22 protein-coding genes and 1 tRNA gene are annotated in these 25,278 nt (G+C 31.2%); 10 read left to right on the forward strand and 13 right to left on the reverse strand.

The window, feature by feature from the left end; all coding sequences use genetic code 11:
• Window positions 1–53: 53 nt before the first annotated feature.
• The 4 genes from H574_RS0104865 to H574_RS0104880 all read left to right on the forward strand — a co-directional run bounded on the left by H574_RS0104865 (window position 54) and on the right by H574_RS0104880 (window position 6,069).
• Window positions 54–2,462 carry an efflux RND transporter permease subunit gene (locus tag H574_RS0104865; RefSeq protein WP_027879484.1) on the forward strand — a complete coding sequence of 803 codons (2,409 nt, stop codon included), beginning with the start codon at window positions 54–56 and terminating at the stop codon, window positions 2,460–2,462.
• Between the two features lie 36 nt (window positions 2,463–2,498).
• A complete protein-coding gene (gene asnS, locus H574_RS0104870) occupies window positions 2,499–3,929 on the forward strand; it encodes an asparagine--tRNA ligase (RefSeq protein WP_027879485.1) in 1,431 nt (476 codons plus the stop codon).
• 74 nt (window positions 3,930–4,003) lie between these two features.
• Window positions 4,004–5,464 (forward strand): RNA polymerase factor sigma-54, encoded by a 1,461-nt coding sequence (rpoN, locus tag H574_RS0104875; RefSeq protein WP_027879486.1) that lies wholly within the window; start codon window positions 4,004–4,006, stop codon window positions 5,462–5,464.
• Window positions 5,464–6,069 (forward strand): hypothetical protein, encoded by a 606-nt coding sequence (locus H574_RS0104880; protein WP_027879487.1) that lies wholly within the window; start codon window positions 5,464–5,466, stop codon window positions 6,067–6,069. The genes rpoN and H574_RS0104880 overlap by 1 nt, the downstream gene beginning before the upstream one ends.
• A 2-nt stretch (window positions 6,070–6,071) precedes the next feature.
• Here the strand turns inward: H574_RS0104880 and H574_RS0104885 are convergent, their stop codons facing one another.
• The 10 genes from H574_RS0104885 to H574_RS0104930 all read right to left on the reverse strand — a co-directional run bounded on the left by H574_RS0104885 (window position 6,072) and on the right by H574_RS0104930 (window position 12,650).
• A complete protein-coding gene (locus tag H574_RS0104885) occupies window positions 6,072–6,764 on the reverse strand; it encodes a porin family protein (protein WP_027879488.1) in 693 nt (230 codons plus the stop codon).
• A gap of 86 nt (window positions 6,765–6,850) precedes the next feature.
• On the reverse strand, window positions 6,851–7,324 hold the full coding sequence (locus H574_RS0104890; RefSeq protein WP_027879489.1) for an ExbD/TolR family protein: 474 nt from the start codon (window positions 7,322–7,324) through the stop codon (window positions 6,851–6,853).
• 10 nt (window positions 7,325–7,334) lie between these two features.
• Complete coding sequence (locus H574_RS0104895; protein WP_027879490.1) at window positions 7,335–7,946, reverse strand: ExbD/TolR family protein; 612 nt, start codon at window positions 7,944–7,946, stop codon at window positions 7,335–7,337.
• A 2-nt stretch (window positions 7,947–7,948) separates the two neighbouring features.
• On the reverse strand, window positions 7,949–8,380 hold the full coding sequence (locus H574_RS0104900; protein WP_027879491.1) for a hypothetical protein: 432 nt from the start codon (window positions 8,378–8,380) through the stop codon (window positions 7,949–7,951).
• A 34-nt stretch (window positions 8,381–8,414) separates the two neighbouring features.
• Window positions 8,415–9,194 carry a MotA/TolQ/ExbB proton channel family protein gene (locus H574_RS0104905; RefSeq protein ID WP_027879492.1) on the reverse strand — a complete coding sequence of 260 codons (780 nt, stop codon included), beginning with the start codon at window positions 9,192–9,194 and terminating at the stop codon, window positions 8,415–8,417.
• Between the two features lie 73 nt (window positions 9,195–9,267).
• Window positions 9,268–9,355: transfer RNA gene (locus H574_RS0104910), tRNA-Ser, on the reverse strand.
• A 75-nt stretch (window positions 9,356–9,430) separates the two neighbouring features.
• Window positions 9,431–10,462 (reverse strand): asparaginase, encoded by a 1,032-nt coding sequence (locus tag H574_RS0104915; protein WP_027879493.1) that lies wholly within the window; start codon window positions 10,460–10,462, stop codon window positions 9,431–9,433.
• Window positions 10,463–10,482: 20 nt separating this feature from the next.
• Window positions 10,483–11,250 carry a TatD family hydrolase gene (locus H574_RS0104920; protein ID WP_027879494.1) on the reverse strand — a complete coding sequence of 256 codons (768 nt, stop codon included), beginning with the start codon at window positions 11,248–11,250 and terminating at the stop codon, window positions 10,483–10,485.
• Between the two features lie 64 nt (window positions 11,251–11,314).
• Complete coding sequence (locus H574_RS0104925) at window positions 11,315–12,064, reverse strand: tetratricopeptide repeat protein (protein ID WP_027879495.1); 750 nt, start codon at window positions 12,062–12,064, stop codon at window positions 11,315–11,317.
• Between the two features lie 4 nt (window positions 12,065–12,068).
• Window positions 12,069–12,650 (reverse strand): RNA polymerase sigma factor, encoded by a 582-nt coding sequence (locus H574_RS0104930; protein ID WP_027879496.1) that lies wholly within the window; start codon window positions 12,648–12,650, stop codon window positions 12,069–12,071.
• Window positions 12,651–12,788: 138 nt separating this feature from the next.
• Here H574_RS0104930 and H574_RS0104935 point away from each other — a divergent pair, with 138 nt between their 5' ends.
• From H574_RS0104935 to H574_RS0104960, 6 genes are all read left to right on the forward strand, one after another.
• Window positions 12,789–13,229 carry a hypothetical protein gene (locus H574_RS0104935; protein WP_027879497.1) on the forward strand — a complete coding sequence of 147 codons (441 nt, stop codon included), beginning with the start codon at window positions 12,789–12,791 and terminating at the stop codon, window positions 13,227–13,229.
• 74 nt (window positions 13,230–13,303) lie between these two features.
• Entirely contained in the window at window positions 13,304–14,293 is a 990-nt protein-coding gene (locus tag H574_RS0104940; RefSeq protein ID WP_027879498.1) for a hypothetical protein, read from the forward strand.
• A 105-nt stretch (window positions 14,294–14,398) separates the two neighbouring features.
• A complete protein-coding gene (locus H574_RS0104945; protein ID WP_027879499.1) occupies window positions 14,399–16,357 on the forward strand; it encodes a PKD domain-containing protein in 1,959 nt (652 codons plus the stop codon).
• Between the two features lie 22 nt (window positions 16,358–16,379).
• Complete coding sequence (locus H574_RS0104950) at window positions 16,380–18,935, forward strand: CHAT domain-containing protein (RefSeq protein WP_027879500.1); 2,556 nt, start codon at window positions 16,380–16,382, stop codon at window positions 18,933–18,935.
• Window positions 18,919–19,371: a retropepsin-like aspartic protease gene (locus H574_RS0104955; protein ID WP_027879501.1), complete on the forward strand. Its 453-nt coding sequence runs from the start codon at window positions 18,919–18,921 to the stop codon at window positions 19,369–19,371. The genes H574_RS0104950 and H574_RS0104955 overlap by 17 nt, the downstream gene beginning before the upstream one ends.
• A 39-nt stretch (window positions 19,372–19,410) precedes the next feature.
• On the forward strand, window positions 19,411–20,052 hold the full coding sequence (locus H574_RS0104960; protein WP_027879502.1) for a response regulator transcription factor: 642 nt from the start codon (window positions 19,411–19,413) through the stop codon (window positions 20,050–20,052).
• Between the two features lie 743 nt (window positions 20,053–20,795).
• On the opposite strand, the gene odhB is transcribed toward H574_RS0104960, so the two are convergent.
• Genes odhB through H574_RS0104975 form a run of 3 tightly spaced genes read right to left on the reverse strand, consistent with a single transcriptional unit; the run spans window position 20,796 to window position 25,223 of the window.
• Window positions 20,796–22,043: a 2-oxoglutarate dehydrogenase complex dihydrolipoyllysine-residue succinyltransferase gene (gene odhB / locus H574_RS0104965; RefSeq protein ID WP_027879503.1), complete on the reverse strand. Its 1,248-nt coding sequence runs from the start codon at window positions 22,041–22,043 to the stop codon at window positions 20,796–20,798.
• 33 nt (window positions 22,044–22,076) lie between these two features.
• Window positions 22,077–22,448: a DUF3887 domain-containing protein gene (locus tag H574_RS0104970; protein ID WP_027879504.1), complete on the reverse strand. Its 372-nt coding sequence runs from the start codon at window positions 22,446–22,448 to the stop codon at window positions 22,077–22,079.
• Between the two features lie 18 nt (window positions 22,449–22,466).
• Complete coding sequence (locus tag H574_RS0104975) at window positions 22,467–25,223, reverse strand: 2-oxoglutarate dehydrogenase E1 component (protein WP_027879505.1); 2,757 nt, start codon at window positions 25,221–25,223, stop codon at window positions 22,467–22,469.
• Between the last annotated feature and the right edge of the window lie 55 nt (window positions 25,224–25,278).

Below are 25,278 nucleotides of genomic sequence, written 5' to 3' on the forward strand. Positions count from 1 at the left end.
TGCCTAGTAAATACATTGGTTTTACATACCTTTGCATAATTTTTTGAAGCAATATGTTAAAACTTTTTTCAAATAACTTCTGGGATTTTATAGCACGTAAAATTTTGCGTAACAAAATTGGTATTCTATTAGGCATTATTGTCATTACCATTCTATTAAGTACTCAATGGAAATACATGCGTTTTACATACACAGAAGCTAACCTTTTACCAGACGACCACGAAGTAAACATTAAGTATAACGAGTTTTTAAAAGTCTTTGGTGAGGAAGGTAATTTGATTGTTTTAGGTATAAAAGACCCTAAACTTTTTACTGTTGAAAAACTTAATGCATGGAATAACCTATCTGAAAGTTTTAAATCTGCTCCAGAGGTAGAGACTGTAATTTCTATAAAAGATCTTCAAAAACTTGTAAAAGATACAGATAAAGAACAATTTAAATTAGAACCTTTTATAAAAGATTCTATAAAGTCTATTGCTCAAATTGAAACTTTACAAGACGAGCTTTTTAATAAATATCCGTTTTACGATAACTTTTTATTTAATAAAAAAAGTAAAACAGTAAGAACAGCTATTTATCTTAAAAAGGATATTGTAAACACACCTGCAAGAAAAGACTTTGTCTTAAATAATCTTGAAGAAAAAATTAAAGAATTTGAAAGCTTAAATGATATGCAAGTACGCGTATCTGGTATGCCATATATTCGTACATTAAATGCTCAAAACATAGTTGATGAGATTAATCTTTTTGTAATAGCCGCTCTTGTTGTTACATCTTTAATTTTCTTTTTATTCTTTAGATCTTTTAGAGCTACTTTAATTTCATTAGTGGTCGTTTGTATTGGTGTTATGTGGACACTTGGATTTCTGGGAATGCTTAAATACGAAATTACAGTACTTACAGCATTAATACCGCCATTAATTATCGTTATTGGTATACCTAACTGTATTTTCTTAATCAATAAATACCAACACGAGGTAAAATCTCATGGTAATAAAGTAAAAAGTTTACAACGTGTTATAACCAAAGTTGGTAACGCCACGTTAATGACTAACGTTACTACTGCATCTGGGTTTGCAACATTTATTTTAACAGAAAGTACGTTATTAAAAGAATTTGGTGTTGTAGCATCGTTAAGTATACTTGCTATTTTCATACTCTGCTTGCTTATAATTCCTATAATTTACACCTTTTTACCTTATCCAAAAGAGAGACATTTAGAACATTTAAACAAACGTTGGATTGGTGGTTTTGTAAATTGGATGGAACATATGGTTAGAGAAAAACGTATTACCATTTACATTACGTCCTTAGTGCTTTTAGTAGTCTGTATAATAGGTATTTATCAAATACGTATCTCTGGAAGTTTAATAGAAGATATGCCAAAAAAGGCACAATTCTTTAAAGACATTCGTTTTTTTGAAGAAGAATTTAATGGTATTATGCCATTAGAAATTATGGTAGACACCAAACGTAAAAAAGGCGTTATGAAGCTGTCTACTCTAAAACGCATGGATAAAATTGAAGAGTTTATTGTAGAAACTCCAGAATTATCAAAACCAATTTCAGTTGTAGATTTAGTTAAATACTCAAAACAAGCATATTACAACGGAAATCCAAAATACTATCAATTACCTACTAGTCAAGAAAACAGCTTTATTTTAAGCTATGCTAAAAACTCGTCATCAGACGTAGATTTGCTTTCAAATTTTGTAGATAGTACAGGTCAATATGCACGCATTACCACCTTTATGAAAGATATTGGTACTGATAGAATGGAGCGTATTCAAGAAAATTTACAAGAAAAAATAGATAACACTTTCCCTAAAGAACGTTACAATGTAACTATGACTGGTAAAGCATTGGTATTTCAAAAAGGGACAAAATACTTAGTAAAAAATCTAGCTATTTCTTTAAGCTTAGCCATTTTATTAATATCACTATTTATGGCGTATATGTTTCGTTCATTCAGAATGATAATAGTGTCGCTAATTCCTAACCTTTTACCTTTAGTAGTAACAGCAGGTTTAATGGGTTATTTAGGTGTACCTATAAAACCTTCTACAATCTTAGTATTTAGTATTGCTTTTGGTATATCTGTGGACGATACTATTCACTTTTTAGCTAAATATAGACAAGAGTTACAAGCCAATAACTGGAAAATTAAAAAGTCGGTTTATGGCGCTTTACGCGAAACTGGCGTTAGTATGTTTTATACATCTATAGTACTATTTTTTGGATTTTCAGTATTTATCATTTCTAGTTTTGGTGGTACCGTTGCACTTGGTGCTTTAGTATCTGTAACGCTATTATTCGCCATGCTATCTAACTTACTATTGTTACCATCATTACTACTATCTTTAGAAAGAAATATTGCCAATAAAGAAGTATTAAAAGAACCTTCAATAAATATTATTCCCGAAGAAGACGATGAAGAGGTATCTATTTCAGATAAAGAATAAATAAAAAACTCTATTTTTGAATTAAAATTTTTTAAAATGAATCAATATACAGTCGCTACATTATTAGAAGAAACTAAATTTCAAGAAGTACAAATTAAAGGTTGGGTACGTACCTTTAGAGCAAATCGTTTTATAGCTTTAAACGACGGTTCTACAATTAATAATATACAATGTGTAGTTGATTTTGAAAATACAGATGAAAACACTTTAAAACGCATTACAACTGGTGCTGCTGTTGCCATTACTGGAGATTTAGTAGAAAGTCAAGGTAAAGGTCAAAAAGTAGAAATTGCTGTAACAAATATTGAGATTTTAGGAGATTCTGATCCAGAAACTTACCCTATTCAACCTAAAAAACACACGTTTGAGTTTTTAAGAGAAAATGCACATTTACGCACAAGAACAAACACTTTTAGTGCAGTGATGCGTTTAAGGTCTGCATTGTCTTTTGCTATTCATAAATATTTTAATGAAAACGGATTTTACTACATGCACACGCCAATAATTACAGGAAGTGATGCAGAAGGTGCAGGAGAAATGTTTCGCGTAAGCGCATTAGACCCTAAAAATCCACCATTAACAGAAAACGGAGACGTTAATTACAAAGAAGACTTTTTTGGTAAAGAAACTAACCTAACAGTTTCTGGTCAATTAGAAGCCGAAACTTACGCAATGTCTTTAGGTAAAGTGTACACGTTTGGACCAACATTTAGAGCAGAAAACTCTAACACATCTCGTCACTTAGCAGAGTTTTGGATGATTGAGCCTGAAGTTGCTTTTATGGATCTTGCAGGTAACATGGATTTGGCAGAAGATTTTATGAAAAGCGTGATCACTTACGTTTTAGAAAATTGCCAAGACGATTTACAGTTTTTAGATGATCGTTTATTTAACGAAGAAAAAACAAAACCACAAGCAGAACGTAGCGATATGCGCCTAATAGAAAAATTAAAGTTTGTAACAGAAAACAACTTTAAGCGCGTAAGCTATACAGAAGCAATAGATATTTTACGTAACAGTAAACCAAACAAGAAGAAAAAATTTAAATATATTATAGAAGAATGGGGCGCAGATTTACAATCTGAGCACGAACGTTTTTTAGTTGAAAAACACTTTAAATGTCCTGTAATTTTATTTGATTATCCAGCAAATATCAAAGCATTTTACATGCGTTTAAATGAAGACGGAAAAACGGTAAGAGCAATGGATATTTTATTCCCTGGTATTGGAGAGATTGTTGGAGGATCACAACGTGAAGAGCGTTTAGACGTTTTAAAAGAAAAAATGGCTGCTTTAGACATTCCAGAAGAAGAATTATGGTGGTACTTAGACTTACGTAAATATGGTACTGCAGTACACTCTGGATTTGGTTTAGGGTTTGAGCGTTTAGTTATGTTTGCAACAGGCATGACAAACATTAGAGACGTTATTCCTTATCCAAGAACACCTCAAAACGCAGAGTTTTAAATAAATCATAATCCTACAACTATTTAAATTCTTGTAGGATTTTTTTATTATTTTTATAATTCATCATAATCTTTATGCTTAAACAATATTTACAGTTCAAATTATCGCAAAAATTGTCTCCGCAACAAATTCAATTAATGAAATTGATACAGTTGCCTACACAAGCTTTTGAACAACGTTTAAAGCAAGAATTAGAAGAAAATCCAGCACTAGAAACTGGTAAAGAAGAAAGAAAAGACGATTTTGAAGATAATTTTGACAACAGTCAAGATGATTATGAAGATAACGATAAGATTGAAGCAGAAGATATTAATGTTGATGATTATTTAAGTGATGACGAGATACCAGATTATCGTACAAGCGCAAATAATTACAGTGCAGATGATGACGAAAAAAGTGTCCCGTATGCATCAGGAACAACATTTACCCAACATTTAATAAATCAATTAAACACGTTTAGACTATCTGACGAAGAACGAGATATTGCAGAATTTTTAGTTGGAAGTGTAGACGAAAGCGGTTACATAAGAAGAAGTTTATCAGATATTGTAGACGACTTAGCCTTTACACAAAGCGTTTATACCGATGAAGAAAAAGTAGAAAATATACTTAAAAAAGTACAACAATTAGATCCTGCTGGTGTTGCAGCAAGAAGTCTTCAAGAATGTTTAAGTATTCAATTACATCGTAAAGAAAAACATCCAGATGTTGAGCTTGCAATTGAAATTATAGATCAAGCTTTTGAAAAATTCACAAAAAAGCATTACAAAAAATTAATGCAAAAGTTTGATGTCAATGAAGAGCAATTAAAAGAAGCTATTCATGAAATTGAACGTCTTAACCCAAAACCTGGCGGTTCTTACGCTGGAAATAACCGTATTGTAGAGCATGTTGTACCAGATTTTGCTATAAAAATAGTTGATGGAGAGTTAGAGCTTACTTTAAATGGTCGTAATGCTCCAGAGCTTCATGTATCTAGAGAATACAATAACATGCTTAAAGGCTACAAAGAGTCTAAAGATAAAAGCAAACAGCAAAAAGATGCAGTGTTATTTATAAAACAAAAATTAGATGCTGCAAAATGGTTTATAGAAGCTATAAAACAGCGTCAACAAACACTTTTTGTTACGATGAGTGCAATAATGCATTATCAAAAAGAATACTTTTTAACTGGTGACGAGCGTAAGCTAAAACCAATGATTTTAAAAGATATTGCTGACGAGATTGATATGGATGTTTCTACAGTCTCACGCGTTGCAAATAGTAAATATGTAGATACACCTTATGGTACCAAATTGATTAAAGAATTTTTCTCAGAATCAATGACTAATGATCAAGGTGAAGAAGTATCTACTAGAGAAATTAAAAAAATATTAGAAACTGTTATTGAAGAAGAAGACAAGAAAAAACCTTTAACAGATGCAGCTTTATCTAAAATTTTAAAAGAAAAAGGATACCCCATAGCAAGACGTACTGTAGCAAAATATAGAGAACAGCTTGATATACCTGTAGCAAGGTTAAGAAAGACCATTTAATGAAGTGGTTAATAAAAAGCATATCATTTATATTTCATCCTATTGTAATGCCTTTAATTGCGGTAGTATTTTACTTTCATAAAACACCAAGGTTTATACCAGAACAATGGGTTGATGCTAAAATTATTTCCCTTACCATTCTTTCTGTATTTTTACCTATATTAATTTATTATCTATTAAAAACCTTAGGAAAAGCTGAAAGTATTTACCTCAAAAGTACAGAAGAAAGAATTTTCCCTTTACTAATTAATATCTTTATAATAGGTTTAATTATATACCGTGTATTTCCATCGTATCAAATAATAGAATTATATTACTTCTTTATTGGTGTATTAATATCTAATATTACCGCTTTAGTTTTAAACATAACTAAATTTAAAGTTAGTTTACACATGACTGCTGTTGGTGGTGTTTTTATGTTTTTTATTGGATTTGCTATTCACTTTAGCAAAAATATAAATGGCACATTAGCACTAATGGCTATTATTACAGGCGCTATTGCTACTTCTAGGCTATATTTAAAAGCTCATACTCTTAAAGAACTTATAATAGGCTTAATGATAGGCGCTATACCACAAATTATAGTAGAAAATTATTGGCTATAAATTTAAAGAATATAAAACATCAAACCTATTTTGATATCAGTCATATCAATAGGATTGTTATTGACATTACTATTGTCAAAAATTGGATTTAATCCGTAGTATAAATGAAAATTCCAAGTACTATAACCTGCACTTAAGGTTAACCCATATTGAAGCGTATTAAAGCTATCTATTTCCTTTATTCTTATGTTTTCAGGCTCTCCTTCGTACTTAGAAGAGTTAGAAAAAACATAACCAAATTTAACACCCGTATAAATTCTCCAGAAATTATATTCTTTTGCTGTAGATGTTCTCCATCTAAACTCGATCGGTAATTCAACTATTGAAGTGTAAAACTTATTTTTAGAGTAATTAACATCATCATTAATTACAGAAAAATTTATCTCCTTATTATTTTCAGTGATTAACAGATTTTGGTTATAACTATTAAAAGATAAACCTAAACCAACTCCTATAGATTTGTTTCGTTTTTTATTAATTGGCATATCCCTTATAAAACCGAAGTGAAACCCGCTTGAAAATTTATTTTGATTAACTCCATTGGGCTTATTGTTTAATAGGTTATAAGTAACACCTAAATAAAACTGATCTTCTCTATAAAGCGAATCTGTTACGTTAGGAAATGGAGATTCTTCTTCTTGTGCCAAAAGAGACGTATAACTAAGTATAAAAAATAATATTAACCTAAACTTCATTTTTAAAACTAATAAGTATAAAGGTATAAAAAACAAAAGGTGTTTTGAAAATCAAAACACCTTTTGTTATAAAATTAAGAGTATTCTTATTTAAGTGCACTACCTTTTTTAGTAGTGTAATTAATTTTAAGTTGTCCAGCTTTACGTAAAGCTTGTTCTATATCAGAAACTAATCCCATATTTGTTGATTTATCTACTTTTAAAGCAGTAATTAACTTAGGAATTTCTTCTTCACGTTTACTAGCACGTTCTGCAGCAACAAAAACGCCTATATCGTTTATATCGGCAAGCTTGTCATTTAACTGAATTCTTGCTTCTGTACCATATCTGTCTTTATAACTGTCACTAGGTGGACCTGCATAAATAAACATGATTAAGTTTTTCTGACCTAATTTTTCAGTATCTGCAGCAGACGGCAAATTGTTTTTTATCTTCAAACTACTGTCTCTCATTACGGTTGCTACCATGAAAAAGAATAATAGCATGAATACAATATCCGGTAAAGATGCTGTAGAAATTGCTGGTAGCTCATTACTACCTTTCTTTTTAAATTTTGACATAGTTTAATAGTTAAATAGGTTCTGCTTTAGATATGATTCTAGGATATTTTTTCTTAATATTCTCTATCTTATCTTTTAGTTTTTCGCTTTTAAACTCTGAAGACTTAGAGTCATCATAAGTTGCTTCCATTTCTTTAAAAGAACGGTTATAAAGCTTTTGAGCTAATTTTTCTCTTAACTCAGAATAAGCGCTTACTAGTTGATCATAAACTGTAATAAACGTCTCATAATCTGTAGCTCTAGAGTGAGTTATCGAAATAATCGCTTTTGTAGGATGATCTGATGATTCTGGATTACGTTCTCCACTACAATAATCACATCTTTCTCCTTCTGCGCTTTGCCCGCCTCCGTTATCAATAAACTTTAATGCAGCAGCTTTAAGATCTTTAATTTCCATTAAATCTCCTTCAACTAACATTTGGTTGTTTTTGTTAAGCTCAACTAAAAAAATGTTTCTTTGCTTAATTCTAACATCATCTTTAGGCGGTTCATCAGGTGGTAACTTAGAGTTAATACCAGAATCCACTTCTATAGTCGTTGTTACTAAGAAGAATATTAATAATAAGAAGGCAATGTCAGCCATAGAGCCTGCATTAACTTCTGGTGCTGATCTTTTTGCCATAATTACTTAATTAATTTTTTAATACCTGAGAATAACATTGCTCCTGCTGCAGTTAGTATTAACACATAAAATGCGATTAATCCTGCTCCAACCATATGAGATTCTCCTTCTGTAGCTGGGTTACCTCCGTACTTGTAAACCATCGTATCTCCTCCTGATACAGCATAAGATACAATTAGCACTGCTAAGAATGCTCCTACACCTATTAACGTATTTTTTAGAGATCCAGTATTTGAAAATAAATTTTTAAATACAAAAATGATTACTGATAAAAGGATAATAAAAAGTACTATGTATGCTACATAAGACATGTAGTCTACAACAGCATTGTCTCCTGCTTTAATAGCTTCGTCTCCTGTTGCTAAAATACCAATTAATAAACCTATACCAGCTAAACTCAATACTAAAGCAACTATTTTTAAAATCTTGTGCATAATCTTTAATTTTTAAAGTTAGTAATTGAGTGAATTATTTCTTGTACTTAGATAACATATCGATTAAAGTGATAGAAGAATCTTCCATGTCATTAACGATGCTATCAATTTTTGCAATAATATAGTTATAAAAAATTTGTAAGATAATTGCTACGATAAGACCAAATACTGTAGTTAATAAGGCTACTTTAATACCTCCTGCTACTAATGATGGTTGCATATCTCCAGCTGCTTCAATTTTATCAAAAGCTTGGATCATACCAATTACCGTACCCATGAATCCTAACATTGGTGCTAATGCGATAAATAAAGAAATCCAAGAAACGTTTTTCTCTAATTGTCCCATTTGTACTCCACCGTAAGCTACTACTGCTTTTTCTGCAGCTTCTAAGTCTCCATCTGCTCTATCTAAACCTTGGTAAAAGATAGAAGCAACAGGTCCTTTTGTATTACGACAAACTTCTTTTGCAGCTTCAATTCCTCCAGATTGTAAAGCGTCTTCTACATCTTGAGTTAATTTTTTAGAATTTGTAGTAGATAAGTTTAAAAAGATAATTCTTTCAATAGCAATTGCTAAACCAAGAATTAAACATAATAATACAATCCCCATAAATCCTGGTCCACCTTCTATAAAACGTTTTTTAAGTTCTTGGTGGAATCCTAATTCTTCAGCTGGCGCATCTGCAGCTTCATTAGAATCTTCTTGAGTTAAGACTACAGTTGTTGCAGTTGTCATTGCAGCATTTGCAGTTGCGTTAGCTGTTCCAAAAGCCATAATACATGCTATAGCTAGGATAGAAAATAATCTTTTCATTTTGTTCTTCTTAATTTTATTAGTTAAAGTGTTAAAGATATAAAAAATTATGTAATCTGAAATAAAAACTACGCAGAGAGGAAGGGATTCGAACCCTCGATACGCTATTAACATATACACACTTTCCAGGCGTGCGCCTTAAACCACTCGGCCACCTCTCTGTAATTACTTATTTGTTCTTACAGCACGGCAAATAACAAAAAAATATTCTAAAGCTGAAATTTTAGACGTTAATTTTAGGTCATTTCACCTCTTAAGGACGTTTCAAATATGGTTTTGAATAAGTTAGGAGAAATATTTTGCCCCAATAAATACATCATTTTTACTAAAGCAGCTTCTGTAGTGATGTCTTTTCCAGAGATTAAACCTATTTTTTTAAGGTTTTCGCTAGTTTCATATCTTCCCATAATTACACTTCCTCCAGAACATTGGGTAACATTAACTATATGTATTCCTTTTTTTGTGGTTTCTCTTAATAAATCTAAAAACCATGGTTCTGTAGAGCAGTTTCCTGCCCCATAAGTTTCTAATATGACACCTTTTAACCCTTCACTTTTAAAAATTGACTCTAAAACTTGTTTTGTGATACCTGGGAATAGTTTTACAAGCGCAATATTTTCATCTAAATTTTTATGAACAATTAAATCTTTTCTTGGGTTTGGCTTCCACAAGTATTCATTATTAATTTTAAGATGTACACCGCTTTCTGCTAAATCTGGATAATTTAGGCTTGCAAAAGCTTCAAAATGTTCTGCGTTAATTTTTGTAGTACGGTTGGCACGATACAATTTATATTCAAAATACAAACACACTTCTTTAATTATGGGTTTGTTATAATATTGAAGCGATGCTATTTGAATGGACGTAATTAAATTTTCTTTAGCATCTGTGCGTAAATCTCCTATTGGCAATTGTGAACCAGTAAAAATAACTGGTTTTGCTAAATGTTCTAACATAAAACTTAAAGCTGATGCTGTATAGCTCATAGTATCACTACCATGAAGCACAACAAAACCATCAAAATCTTCGTAATTGTTTTCAATAATTTCAGCAATTTGCGTCCAATATTTTGGTTGCATGTTACTAGAATCTATTGGATCTTTAAACGATATGGTTTCTATATTACAGTCTAATAGCTTTAACTCTGGTATGCGTTTAAGAAGATTGTTAAAATCGAAAGCTCGTAACGCTCCAGTTTCTGGGTCTTTAATCATACCAATGGTTCCACCGGTGTAGATTAAAAGTATGTTAGGTATGGTTTTAGTCATTTCGATTTATGATTTTTAGATTAAATACCAAAAACGTCTTTTGAATTTTCTGTAGTAATCTCTGCTATTTTTTCTTCTGAAACTTGATAAATATCCGATAATTTTTCTAATACTTTGGTAATGTAACTGCTTTCATTACGTTTACCTCTAAATGGTGTTGGCGCTAGATAAGGAGCATCGGTTTCTAAGACGATATGTTTTAAATCGATTTGATTTAAAAACTGATCTATTTTTCCGTTTTTAAACGTTGCTACGCCACCAATTCCTAACTTCATATTATAGCTAATCGCTTGTTTTGCTTGTTCAAAATTACCTGTAAAGCAATGAAAAATACCGTATAATTTATCTGCTTTTTCTTCTTCTAAAATTTCAAAAACCTCATCAAATGCATCACGACAATGGATTACTATTGGTAACTCGTGCTGTTTTGCCAATTGTATTTGCTGTCTAAAGGCATCTTGCTGAATTGATAATGTAGATTTATCCCAATATAAATCTATTCCTATTTCGCCAATTGCATAAAACTTGTGCTTATCCAACATGTCTACTACATGCTCTAATTCTTCATTATAATTATCTTTTACATGTGTTGGATGTAAACCAGTCATTAAAAACACATTGTTAGGATAATCTTTTTCTAAAGCTAACATGCCTTCTGTGTACGTGCTATCTATTGCTGGCACAAAAAAACGTGTCACTCCTGCGTCTAAAGCACGTTGCATCATTTGATCTCTATCTTCGTCAAAAGCTTCGCTATATAAATGTGTATGTGTATCTGTAATTATCATGTTGCAAAAGTAAAAAAGTCATCTTGTATAAGATGACTTTTTAAGGCTTATTTAAAATTGATTATTAATCTAGCTTATTGAGTAAATTTTGTGCTTGCTCATAATCTTCGGCGTCTTCTGAGATGTTTTTTAATATATTTTTACAAGCTTCTAAATTGTCTTGTTTTAATTTGCTTAAAGCTAAATACCACATCGCTTTATTTTTATAGATTGAATTACCTTCTGATATTGCTTTTAATAATTCATCTGCTTCACTAAATTGATTGGTTTCTATTAACGTGATGCTTTTATAAAGTTGAATTTCGGTATTACCAGAATCTTCTTCTAAAATTTGATTAAAAAGCAACTCTGCCTCTTCATAGTTTTTAGTATTAAATGCTGTTTCAGCTTCTTTTAATAGCGCATCATTATCGCCTCTTACCGTTAAACTAATTTGATCGTAATTAGCAAAATCTGAATAACTTGGATCGCCCGAAAATTGATTAAACACAAAGAAACCAAGTAACAACACAACACTTGCAGCTATTGCAAACTTGTAAAAACCAGATGATTTTTTCACGTTTACTTCTTCTTGTTGCGCATTTAGTTTTGAAAAATAATTATGAGATATACTGTCTAAATTAGCTCTAAAATCCATTGTTTTTTCTTCGTTACCAATTTCGTGATCTAAGTGCGCAGAAATATCTTTATATATACTAAAAGACTTCTTAAAAGCTTTGTCGGTTTCTAATCTAGTTTCAAATGCATTTGTAGCATTTTCATCTAAATTGCCTGACAAATAATCTTCAAAAAGGATGTAATCTTGTTCTTCCATAACATTAATAATTTAGCTGATTAAACGTTGGCGACTCTTGTACCATTTTTGTTAGTTGTCCTATGCATAACGATTTTTTCTTTCGCGCATAAGCGTAACTTACATTAAGACTTGCTGCGACTTCTTCCATAGATTTTATTTTAAAAGTAGCATTAAGTAAGTCTTTACAAGCTTTTCCTAATTGGTCAAACATTTGATTAAATAGGTTTTGCTTGTTTTCAAAAATGGACGTTTCAAACACAAATTGAGCTGCATCGTCATCTTTAGATAACACCTCTTCGTTAATTGTTACCTCCTTATTATTAATTTTTTTTAAAGTATTTAACCATTTACGCTTACACAATAAAAAAAAGTACGCATCAAAAGGACAAGTTAACTGTAAGTTTTTCTGTATTGCTTGGTTATAAATGGTAATAATGGTGTCTTGTACTACATCTTGCGCATACTCTTCGTCTCCACTATTTTGCTTCACATAGTTAATTACTTTAGGCACAAACTTGTCATATATAGCCTGTATGATAAAGGAATTATTATTGACCAATCCATCTATATACTTCTGGTCTTCGTGTACTTTTTTATTACTCATAAGCCCTTTGTTTTAAACGAATTTAAAAAAAGTTGAACAAAATAGGGTAACAATTTTTAAATGGATTTGATATAAAGGTGAATAAGCCAAAAAGGCAACACAACTTAAAACAAAACAACAATTTAAAAATTAGAAATTATGAAACGTACAATTTTAATTATCGCAACAGTAGTATTTGGATTATTAAACCTTAACGCTACAACAATAACAACAGAGCCTAACAGTGTAACAACTGCAACAATGACCAAAGACGATTTAGTAAAAGTCTATGATTGGTATGTAAAAACAACTACTGGTGAATTTAGAGGCACAGCAAAAACATTATTTGACGCTAAAAGACGCGCCAATTTAGTTGGACAAAACGAAGTAGTATTAGAACAAAAAATCAGCAACTATTTCATTTTAAAAAGTGAATTAAATAAAAAAGAAAGCAGACTGTACTTCTGGGAAGTAAAGAGCGAAAAAGGTGAAGCTAAAGGATTTTCAACTTCAGAAGTTTCAGCAAAAAAGATGATTCAATTAGTTGCCAAAGGAGACGTAATCTCTTATAAAATCATAGCAAGTAAACAATTAAAATAAAAAAAGTAAAAAAACAGGGTAACAAAATCCTTACCCTGTTTATATAAACGTGTAACACATAAAAATTAGAAATCATGAAAACTTTAATTAACACAAAACAAATTTTAGGATCTTTATTATTAACTACATTATTATTTAGTAGTTGTAAAACAACAGACGACAACGATTTACCTCCGTTTGAAGCAAATCCAGCAACTGCAGAAGAATTTAAAAACATTAAAGATGAAGCGTTAGCAGACATTACTCAAAACTTCAGTTTTAATTCTGACGATGGATACATCACATTAACTTCAGAAAACGGTGTGCAATTAGGAATAAACGGAGATTGTTTAACCCTTAACGGAAACGAAATTACAGGTAACGTAGACATTGAGTATGTTGAAATTTTTGAAAAAGGAAACATGCTTACCACTAACAAACCTACAATGGGTACAATGCCTAATGGCGATAAAGCTATGCTTTTAACTGGTGGCGAATTTTTTATTGAAGCGACTCAAAACGGTCAAATTTTAGATACAAACTGCGCATTTAACTTATCAATACCAGCAAGTTTAACTGGTGGATCAGACCCAGAAATGGTACTTTGGGAAGGTACAATTGATGAAGATGATAATCTAACTTGGAATGAAGTTGAAGATGCAACTGGACAAGGTGGCGTTTTTGTAGAAGGTGGACAATATTATGCCTTTTTAAACAACTTTGGATGGTCTAACGTAGATCGTTTTTATAGTGATCCTAGACCAAAAACTCAAATACAAGCACAAGCACCAGTAGGATATAACTTTACAAACAGTGCTATATATTTATCGTATGACGGAGAAGATACTGGTCTTGCAGCCTTAGACACTTATGATGGCGAACTAAATTTATTCAGTGAGCATTATGGACAAATCCCAATTGGTTTAGAGTGTCATGTTATTTTTGTAACCGAAGATAATGGTCAATGGAGGTATGCTATTAAAGCAGTTACGATTGCAGAAAATGATATAATCACATTTAGTTTTGAAGACACTTCAGTAACCTCAGAAGCTAGTTTAATTTCAATCATAAATGCGCTACCATAATCAATTTACCTACTTAGCAAAAACCAGAAATTTATGTTTCTGGTTTTTGTGTTTTACCAAATCAAAATAATTATCGTTACATTTAATTACTTAATTCACAGAGTCATGAAACATTTAATCGCTATAATCCTTACTGTCTTTGCTGTTGTTTTGTGCTATTCTCAAGAAAATATTGCAAAAGACACCACGCAACGCATAGCTACAATAGAGCATAAATTTGAAGGAAACCAAGTAAAGTTTACACCAAACGCGCCAGAATTAAATCAAATTGCTGGAGCACCTAAAGCGTTTTATACTAATTACTGGGAATTTGGTGATGGCACCTACAGCAAAGAAAACAACCCTACAAAAACCTATAAAAAGCCAGGTGAGTACGAAGTCCGTTTATGGGCAACCAACAATTACGACACTGGCAAAACACCAACCTCAAGACCTAAAAAAATAAAAGTTACCAATGTAGATAAAAGCTATAATGAGGAAGCTAGTATGACTACAAATTTTGATTTACAACACAATCGCGAGCCTGTGCCAGAAGAAGAATTTGTCATTATTGTTAAGTACAAAAACACCAAAGATTATGTAACCAACGGTAAAGTTTTTCTGTTTTATAACGAAAAACAATTTAAAGCAGAAAATTTTGAAATTGCAGAAAGCAGAATGTACCATAATGAAAATGAAATTAGCACCGAAGATTTAGTATTCACTTCCAAATTAGATACAGATAATTATTACGCTTCCGCGGAAAACAAAATACTTAAACTACAATCTAAACTTCAAGATTCTACCGAAAAACAAAACCTACCATTAACACTAGAAGAATCTAAAGCTAAATACAATAACAGCACTGCGTTTACCTTTAAAAACATGCATCCAAACGAAGAGCGTAACGTATTTTACACCATAAAAACCACACCAGAAATGATTAAAGATACTAGCGCCATTGTTAGCGTTAGAGGTATTTACGTACCAGATGAAAATTACGATAATCACAACGTCAAAGACATGGAAATGGAAATAGTTACTTCTCATGACCCAAACAAAATGTCTACCAGCGCTTTTTTAATGAATTATAGATTGGTGCGTTTTAAAAAGCCAAAATTTAAAATCAAATTTCAAAATAATGGCGAAGGACCAGCAAGAACAATCCGTTTAGAAACTGATATTCCAGAGATTTTTGACAAATCAACTATTGAGGTTTTAGACATGTATCCTAAGGTTAAAATTTGCCCAAAATACGATGTAGAATACAGTTGTTTAGATACTACGTACACACAAAAACAAGCCATTTTCACCTTTAAAAACATTTACTTACCTGGTAGCGAGCAAAAAAATGTCAAAGAATACGACTCGACAAAAGGTTTTGTAAAATACAGAATTAAGTTTGGCAAAAACTTTCATAAAATTAAAACCAAATCAAGAACAGCAATCATATTTGACAAAAACGAACCTATAATTACCAACTACTCTACTACTCGTTTTATGCCTGGTATTTCTATTGGTGCAAAAGCGGGTTATAATTACTTTTTTGATTTAGACAATTCTAAAAGTTATTTTGTTGGCGCAACACTTTCACCTTACAAATCGTATCGATTTTATTGGCAAGTCGAGTTACTAAATAGTTTGCATGAGTTTGATGGTAGCACTCAAATTTCAGAGCAGTTTACAGATAACGGTGCTACAGGAGAATTATTTTTTAGACGTACAACAACATCTACAAGCTATAACAATATAGATTGGGAAGTTCCTGTTTTATTAAGGTATAACGTCAATAATTACATTGGTTTGGGTGCTGGTTTACAAGGTATGATTTCGGTAAGTCAAAAAGAAAGCACAACAACAACCATAGAAGATTACGAAAATATAAACACAGTTCCTGGCGCATTAATTAATAGTGAAACTATATCTACTGAAAACAAAGCATCTTTTACCAATTTTAGAAGTGGTTTTTTAGTTGAAGCTACAGCTGGTTTTGCTAGAATCGGACCTAGTATTGGTGCTAGGTACGTTTTCAATTTTAAAGACAATTATAACTATATGCAGTTTTATGCAATTTGGAAATTTTGATAAAAAACGAACTAATTTATAAATGAAATACAGCCTCATTTTCCTTCTTTTATTTTGCTTTTCTACTGCTTTTTCGCAAGATTTAGAAGAGGCTATTTATGTGGCTACCGAAAATTTTAATGCTAATAGAACTGCAGAAAGTTTTTCAACTTTACTAAAAAACGAAGCCGATTTTAAACCTAAAATCAAAACTATTGATGAGCAGTTAGCGTATTTCTTTTTATTGATTAATAAAGGACATTATTTAGACAATATAAACAAACAACCACAAGCTATTTTGGCTTATCAAACTGCTTGGAATATTTACAATAAACACCAATTAAGCACTATTACAGACTATGACGTAATAGACTATTGTCTAAAACCATTAGGTATTTTATATAATAAAGTTGGCGATTACACCAATGCAGAAAACACAATAAAGCAATACATTTTTATCGCTGAAAAAAACAAAAACAACTCACAACGCATTGCTGGCGCCATCAATTTAGCTCAATTATATTTTACAGCAGGAAAATTTGATGAAGCCATAAAAGTTTCAGAAAATGGACTTCAAATTACTGGCTTAACTTCTTCCAAAAAAGAAAAATTATTAGCCATAAAAAATAACAATCAGATAGCTTTAAACAACTCTGAAGCCACTACAATAAAAACCAAAAACCCAGAAGTTAAATATAATTTAGCTCTTAAAAGTAAAGATTATAAACAGGCTTTATTGCACTTGCGAGAAATGATTACAGAACAGTATAACAAACATGAGTTCTCAGCCAGAGCTATTGCTAAATTACACGTGCTTAATGCGCAACTTCATTTAAATTTAGACCATAAAAATGCTTGTGCTTTAGAGCTAAAAAATGCTTTAAACGTTTTATTACCAAACCATGACGCAAATATCTTACCCAAATACGAAGATTTATATGCAGAAAATACGTTTATTGATATTTTTGATTTACTTGGCAATATTCAAATTAGCAGTATAAATGCTTTAGATTGTTACGACCGTAGTTTTTATGTCTCCAATTTATTAACAGAAAATATTACTTCTCAAGAAGCAAAATTGCGTCATGCAGATAAAAACAGAAAACGAAGTGAGGCTTGTATAGCCATACTTTATCAAGATTTTAAAACCTTAAAAACGCCAAATATTATTGTAAAAGCTTTGGCTTACGCCGAAAAAAATAAAGCATCCATTTTAAAAGAAACTATTGCTAAAAAAAGTCTTTTACAACTTCACCCAAAAGATACTTTGCTATTAAGAGAACAAGTTTTATTAACGAAACAAGCAGATTTAACCAATAAACTTATAAAAGCTGAATTTGAAAAAAAATCTGAAACAGTTAATGATCTAAGCTATAAATTATCCAAAATAAGCAACGACTTAAAAGTCCTAAAAAACAAAATTGATTTAAGTTATCCCAACGATAAAAATGAAAACTTTATTGATAATTTAAAACAAAAACTAAAAAAAGAAAAAGCGTCTTTAGTCGAATACTTTTATGGTGAAAATGATATTTACACCTTCATCATTTCAGATAAATCTTTACAGTTTTTTAAAATAAAAAGAGACGTAAAATTTGATGCTTCAGTTTCTAATTATATAGATTATTTTAATTCGCCAAACGCTATAAACAATGATGTATCTAAGTTTACAACAGATGCATTTAACATGTATCAACAATTAAAATTAAATCGTGTAAAAGCTTCTAATAACCTTATAGTAATACCAGATGGTTTTTTAAATTTTATTCCTTTTGAAAGTTTGCTTTCAAAAGAAACAAAGACAACCAATTATAGCAAAATGCCTTTTTTAATAAAAAAACAATGCATTGTTTATAACACAAGCGCAGAAATATTCTTAAAAGGAAAGCAACCAGAATTTGATGATCATGTATTAGGAATATTTCCTGTGTTTAAAAACACTAAAAAGGCATTAACTTTTTCTGAAGACGAAGCCAAAAGCATAGATCAATTTACAGATGCCAAGTTTTTAATGTACACTAATGCAACTAAAAAGGACGCTTTTATACAAGCGGATAATTATGGGATTTTACATTTTTCTACACATGCAGATGCAGGTAGCTTTAGTATACCCGCAAATATCCAGTTTGCAGACGACAATCTGTACTTAAATGAATTATACACAAAACAATTAGATAATAATTTAGTTGTTTTAAGTGCGTGCGAGACTGGCATTGGTAAACTAAACAAGGGTGAAGGCAGTATGAGTTTAGCTAGAGGATTTCAATATGCAGGCATTGATCAATTAATATTTTCTCTTTGGAAAGTTAATGACAAATCTACATCCCAAATTATGCATAACTTTTACAAAAACTATAACAAATTTGAGTCTGTAGCTATAGCAAATCAAAAATCTAAACAGCAATATTTAGATGATAAGTCAATAACTAACTCAAAAAAATCGCCTTATTATTGGAGTGCTTTTGTCTATTATGGAACAACGACGATTAAAGGAAAATCATCTATATTAATTTACTTACTTTTTACTTTTATTGGTTTAGCTATTACATTACTTTTATGGTCTGTTATTAGAAAACAAAAACATGGAAGACAAGCTTAAAGATTTTTTGTTGGAGCAAGACTACATTCGTGTCAAGCTTAAACTTACTAAAACCAACCACTTTGAAATTAAAGCTACCATAAACGGAGTAAAAGGCTTGTTTATTCTTGATACTGGTGCTTCTAATAGCTGTGTAGGATTTGAAGCTGCAGAAAAATTTGACTTAAAAAAAGTTAAAGATTCCAAAATATTAGCTGCTGGTGCTGGAGCAATAGATATGGCTACGCAAATTTCAAAAAAAAATAAAATAAAAATTGGACGACTTAAGATAGACAAAGTATCTCTTGTTCTATTTGATTTAAGTCATGTAAATATAGCTTTAACAAATCATAACTCTAAACCTGTTGATGGAATTATCGGTGCAGATATTTTAAAAAAAATAAAAGCTATTATAGACTACAATAAAAAATATCTTTACCTGAAGAAGTTTAAGTAAACATTTTTTATAACTTTAAATTAACTAAATCTACAATAAATGAGTGTTTCTATTGTCATAGCAGATGACCATCCTTTAATGTTAAGAGGTTTATCCGATTATATTTCTTCAAAAGGATTTAATATAATAGGTAGTGCAGAAGACGGAAAAACAGCCTACAACCATATTGTAAAACTTAAGCCAGATTTAGCGCTTTTAGATATAAGAATGCCAGGTATGACTGGACTAGAAGTTGCAAAAGCATGTTATAAGAACAATTTACCTACAAAGGTAATACTTATAACTTTTGATAATGAAGAACACCTTTTTGATCAAGCTAAAGAATACAATGTCTATGGTTATATACTAAAAGAATTTGCTATAGAAGAAATTGAGCAATGTATAAACAGCGCTATAAAAGGTGAACCTTATTTTAGCCAAGAAATTGCTTCTTATTTAAATTCAAAAATTAATTATTCTAGCAAAAACTTAAATAAACTTTTAACGCCGACAGAATTAAAAATTTTAAAATTGGTTTCTAATGAAATGTCAAGCTTAGAAATCTCTGAAACACTTAACTCTTCAATAAGAACAGTAGAAAAGCACAGAAGCAATATCGTTAAAAAACTAGATTTAAAAGCTTCTCAAAACGCACTAGCCATTTGGGCACAGTTAAACAAAGAGTTTATAAAAAACACTTAATGTAAAACCATTAAGAACATCTAATATCAAAATTTTAAAGTAAAATTTATATTTAAAAGAAACTAAGTAAACCCAAAGTAATACAACTACTTTGGGTTTGTTTTTTTAAGAGTTTTCGTAACATTTTCGTAAATATACGTAGACCTACGTATTTCACAGGATGTATATATCTATTACTTTAGCATTGCTATTAATCAATTTTGGGAAAACTGAAAAAGGCTCTAAACCACTTAACCAAGGTTTGGGGCTTTTTTATTAAAAAAGGTTTTCGTAATGTTTTCGTAAATATACGTAGACCTACGTATTTTGTAAGAATTTTATATCATATAATTTAGCGTCGCTATTAAAATCAATTTTGGGAGAATTGATTAAAAGCCCTATTCAAGCCTCTTTGTTTAGGGCTTTTCTACTTATTACAACTAGAAGTTTCGTTATTTTTCGTAAATATACGTAGTAGTACGTATTTTATTTAATAAACATTACAGTTACCTTTACAGTGCTATTAATTAGTTCTTAGGGAGAATTATATTTTTAACTCTGCATCATATAATGGTGCAGGGTTTTAATTTTAAATTAAAAAAACAATAAAATGGACACAAGCAAATCAAAATACAGTAGTATGTTTATACTATGTATCATATTACTAGCAGTTGCAGTGGTTGCATTTAACTTATACTGCCTTTAAAGCATAAAAAAAGAGCTACTAAATAGTAGCTCTTTTTTTATATACTTATTTTATTTTTTTAAAGTTCTAATGCTTTCTTAATATCGTTATCCATTAATAACTCAGAAGGATTTTCTAAAGCTTCTTTTACAGCTACTAAGAAACCAACACTTTCTTTACCATCAATGATTCTATGGTCATAAGATAAGGCAACATACATCATTGGATGAATTTCTACTTTTCCATCTACAGCAATTGGACGCTCTATAATGTTGTGCATACCCAAAATACCACTTTGAGGCGGGTTAATAATTGGTGTCGATAACATACTTCCAAATACACCTCCATTAGAAATTGTGAATGTACCACCTGTCATTTCATCTACAGTAATTTGTCCATCTCTTGCACGTAAAGCTAAGCGTTTTACTTCTGCTTCTACACCTCTAAAGGAAAGGTTTTCTGCATTTCTAATTACAGGCACCATTAGTCCTTTTGGACCTGATACTGCAATACTAACATCTACAAAGTCATAAGAAATCATTTCTTTACCATCTATCATAGAGTTAACAGCAGGATACATTTTTAATGCTCTTACAACTGCTAATGTAAAGAAAGACATAAACCCTAAACTAACTCCGTGTTTAGATTTAAATTCTTCTTTGTATTGTTTACGTAATTCAAATATTGGTGTCATGTTAACTTCATTAAAAGTAGTTAACATCGCTGTCGTGTTTTTAGCTTCTACCAAACGTTCTGCCACTTTACGACGTAACATAGACATTTTGCTACGAGATTGTCCTCTATTTCCTCCTGTTGGAGTACCCATAGATGGAACTGCTTTTACTGCGTCATCTTTTGTAACACGACCATCTTTACCTGTACCTTGCACAGCACTTGCTGCTATACCTTTTTCTGCTAAAATTTTCTTTGCAGCAGGACTTGCTGTACCAGATGCATAAGTTTCTTTTGCTGGGTTTGGTGCTTTTTCTTCTGTATTAGGTGTAGATTTTTGATCTTGTGCTACATCTTTTTCTGCATTACTATTTCCACCTTCGTCACCACCTTTAAAGGTTGTACTTTCTGGCGCTTCTGCACTAGTATCGATTAAACAAACAACTTGTCCTACCTCTACAGCGTCTCCTTCTTCAGCTTTTAAGGTAATAATACCACTTGCTTCTGCTGGTAGTTCTAGGGTAGCTTTATCGCTATCTACCTCTGCAATTGCTTGGTCTTTTTCTACATAATCACCATCTTGAACTAACCATTCTGCTATTTCAACTTCTGTGATTGATTCGCCTGGAGAAGGCACTTTCATTTCTAAAATCATTGTGATATAATTTTATGCTTGTGTTTTGTTTTATTATTTTTTACTAAGTTGGAATCCTTTGATTTTATTTTCTTCATCTAGAAGAAAAAAAGCTTCGCCAGTTCCGTTTTCAAATGTTACTATATAGGTATGTCCTGTTCGTACTATATCTTTTAACTCTCTACTTTTTATTTTACCTAAAGCTTCAGCATTAATTTCATTTTTAAAAAAAGTATTTACTTTTTCTAAAGTAAACGTTTTTTTAAAATTATCGTCTAACATGTTATAAATAGCTCTGTAATTATCATTATTGTAATGTTTGGTAAAGACATCTACAGTCGTTTTATAATTGGTCTTTTCTGTATCTTGAGAAAATCCTATTGCAAAACTTAACATAGCTACAATTAATACTATTCCTTTTTTCATCTTTATTGAATTAAAAGCTTATCGCTGGTTATTTTTTGTTTTGTCAAAAACGAAATCTATAACTTCTTTATGACGTTTTTTAGATCTTACAGAACTTCCTGCTGCTGGTGCACCATAAGGTCTTCTAGATGCTGCTCTAAAGTTTTTAGCCTCTTCTAAGTGCATCATCATATGCATATATGCTCCCATGTTTCTTGGCTCTTCTTGTGCCCAAACCACATCTTCTACATGCTTATATTTATCTAAAATTTCTCTTATTTTTTCTACAGGTAACGGGAACAACTGTTCTATCCTTACTATAGCTACATCGTTTCGGTTTAGATTTTCTCTTTCTTCATCTAAATCGTAATAGAATTTTCCTGTTACAAATACTAATGTTTTTACATCTTCGGTTTTTACTGAAGTATCTTCGATTACCGTTTGGAAACTTCCGTTAGCAAACTCTTCTACCGTACTAACACATTTTGGATGACGTAACAAACTTTTTGGTGTAAACACTATTAATGGTTTACGGTAATTAGATAACATTTGACGTCTTAACAAATGGAACATATTTGCAGGTGTAGTACAATCGGCAACAAACATATTGTCTTTTGCACATAATTGTAAGTAACGCTCCATACGAGCTGAGGAGTGCTCTGCTCCTTGACCTTCATAACCATGAGGTAAAAGCATTACTAGTCCGTTTTGTGTTTTCCATTTATCTTCTCCTGAAGATATATATTGGTCTAACATGATTTGCGCTCCGTTACTAAAGTCTCCAAACTGAGCTTCCCATATGGTTAATGTTTTTGGGCTAGCCATAGCATAACCATAGTCAAAACCTACAACTCCATACTCTGATAATAATGAGTTATAAATATAAAAATGACCTTGATTGTTATCTAAATTATTTAGTAATACTATTTCTTCTTCGCTATCTTCTACTTTTACAACTGCATGTCTGTGAGAGAAAGTACCACGCTCTACATCTTGTCCTGTTATGCGTACATCGTAACCTTCGGTTAGTAAAGTACCATAAGCTAAATGCTCTGCCATAGCCCAATCCAACCTGTTCTCGTCAAACATGGTTTGTCTAGATTGGATTAATCTTTCTATTTTTCTGATAAACTTTTTATCTTCTGGCAAGTTTGATATTACTTTGGTTATATCTGCAAGCTTCTCTTTACTTGTAGTTGTATCTACAGTTTGCATCATTACTTTTTCGTCTACACGTACAAAATCTTTCCACGTGTCTTCCATAAATGGAGTAATGATTGTCTTATCTTCTTTTCTAGAATCTTCTAATTTTTCTTCTAGTTGGTCTTTATAATCTGTCTCTAATTGCTTTACGTAATCTTTATCTATAACTCCGCTATTAATTAGCTTCTCTGCATAGATATCTCTAGGATTTGCATGCTTTGCAATTGCTTTATATAGTTTTGGTTGGGTAAATCTAGGTTCGTCTCCTTCGTTATGCCCATATTTTCTATAACCTAATAAATCTATAAATACATCTCTATTAAATTTCATTCTAAAATCTAAAGCAAATAACATTGCGTGTACTACAGCTTCTGCATCGTCTGCATTAACGTGTAATACTGGCGACAAGGTTACCTTACCAACATCTGTACAATAAGTACTAGATCTGGCGTCTAAATAATTTGTTGTAAATCCTACTTGGTTATTTACAACAACATGGATAGTTCCGTTTGTTTTGTAACCGTCAAGTTGAGCCATTTGAACAATCTCGTAAACTAAACCTTGACCTGCAATTGCTGCATCACCATGTACTACAATCGGCAATACTTTACTAAAGTTATCTTTATGTTTTTGATCTTGTTTTGCTCTAGATATACCTTCTACCACTGCTCCTACTGTTTCTAGATGCGAAGGGTTAGGCGCTATACTTAAATTTATTTTTTTTCCTGTATCTGTACTACGTTGACTTGTCCAACCCAAATGATATTTAACATCTCCGTCAAAGACTTCTTCTTCATAATCTTTACCATCAAACTCGCTAAAAATATCTTTTGCAGATTTACCAAAGATATTTGTTAGGGTACTTAAACGACCTCTGTGTGCCATACCCATTACAAATTCTTCTACACCTAGCTCTGCTGCTTTTTCTATTACTGCATCTAATGCAGGGATTAACGATTCTCCTCCTTCTAAAGAGAAACGTTTTTGTCCAACGTATTTAGTGTGCAGAAAGGTTTCGAAAGATACAGCTTCGTTTAACTTTTTTAGAATATGCTTTTTTTGATCGGCAGTAAAACTTGGTTGATTATCGTTTATGTTTAACTTATTTTGTATCCATTTAATTTCTTCTGGCTGACGTATATACATATATTCAATACCAATAGAATCACAATAAATACTATCTAAGTGTTTTAAAATTTCTCTTAAAGATTGTGTACCTATACCTAAAATTTCACCTGCATTAAACTGGGTATCTAAGTCTGCTTCAGACAAACCAAAATTTGCTAGTTCTAATGTTGGCGCGTATTTTCTACGCTCTCTAACTGGATTGGTTTTAGTAAAAAGATGACCTCTACTACGGTAACCATCTATTAAATTTACTACCTGAAATTCTTTTTGAAGATGCTCTGGTATTTGTGCCGAGACACCTTCTACAATTTCTCCTTCCATTCCATAGTTTTCACTTCCAAAGTCATAACCTTGAAAAAATGCTCTCCAACTTGGCTCTACAGAGTCAGGGTTTTTTAAATATTGATCGTATAATTCAGCAAAATATGCTGTATGTGCTGCGTTTAAAAAGGAATATTTATCCATTATTATTTGTAAGTCGTGTTCGCTTCAACAAAATTTTATCAAAAATACAACTTTT

The organism is Mesoflavibacter zeaxanthinifaciens DSM 18436 (assembly GCF_000422365.1).
Classification (GTDB): Bacteria; Bacteroidota; Bacteroidia; order Flavobacteriales; family Flavobacteriaceae; genus Mesoflavibacter; species Mesoflavibacter zeaxanthinifaciens.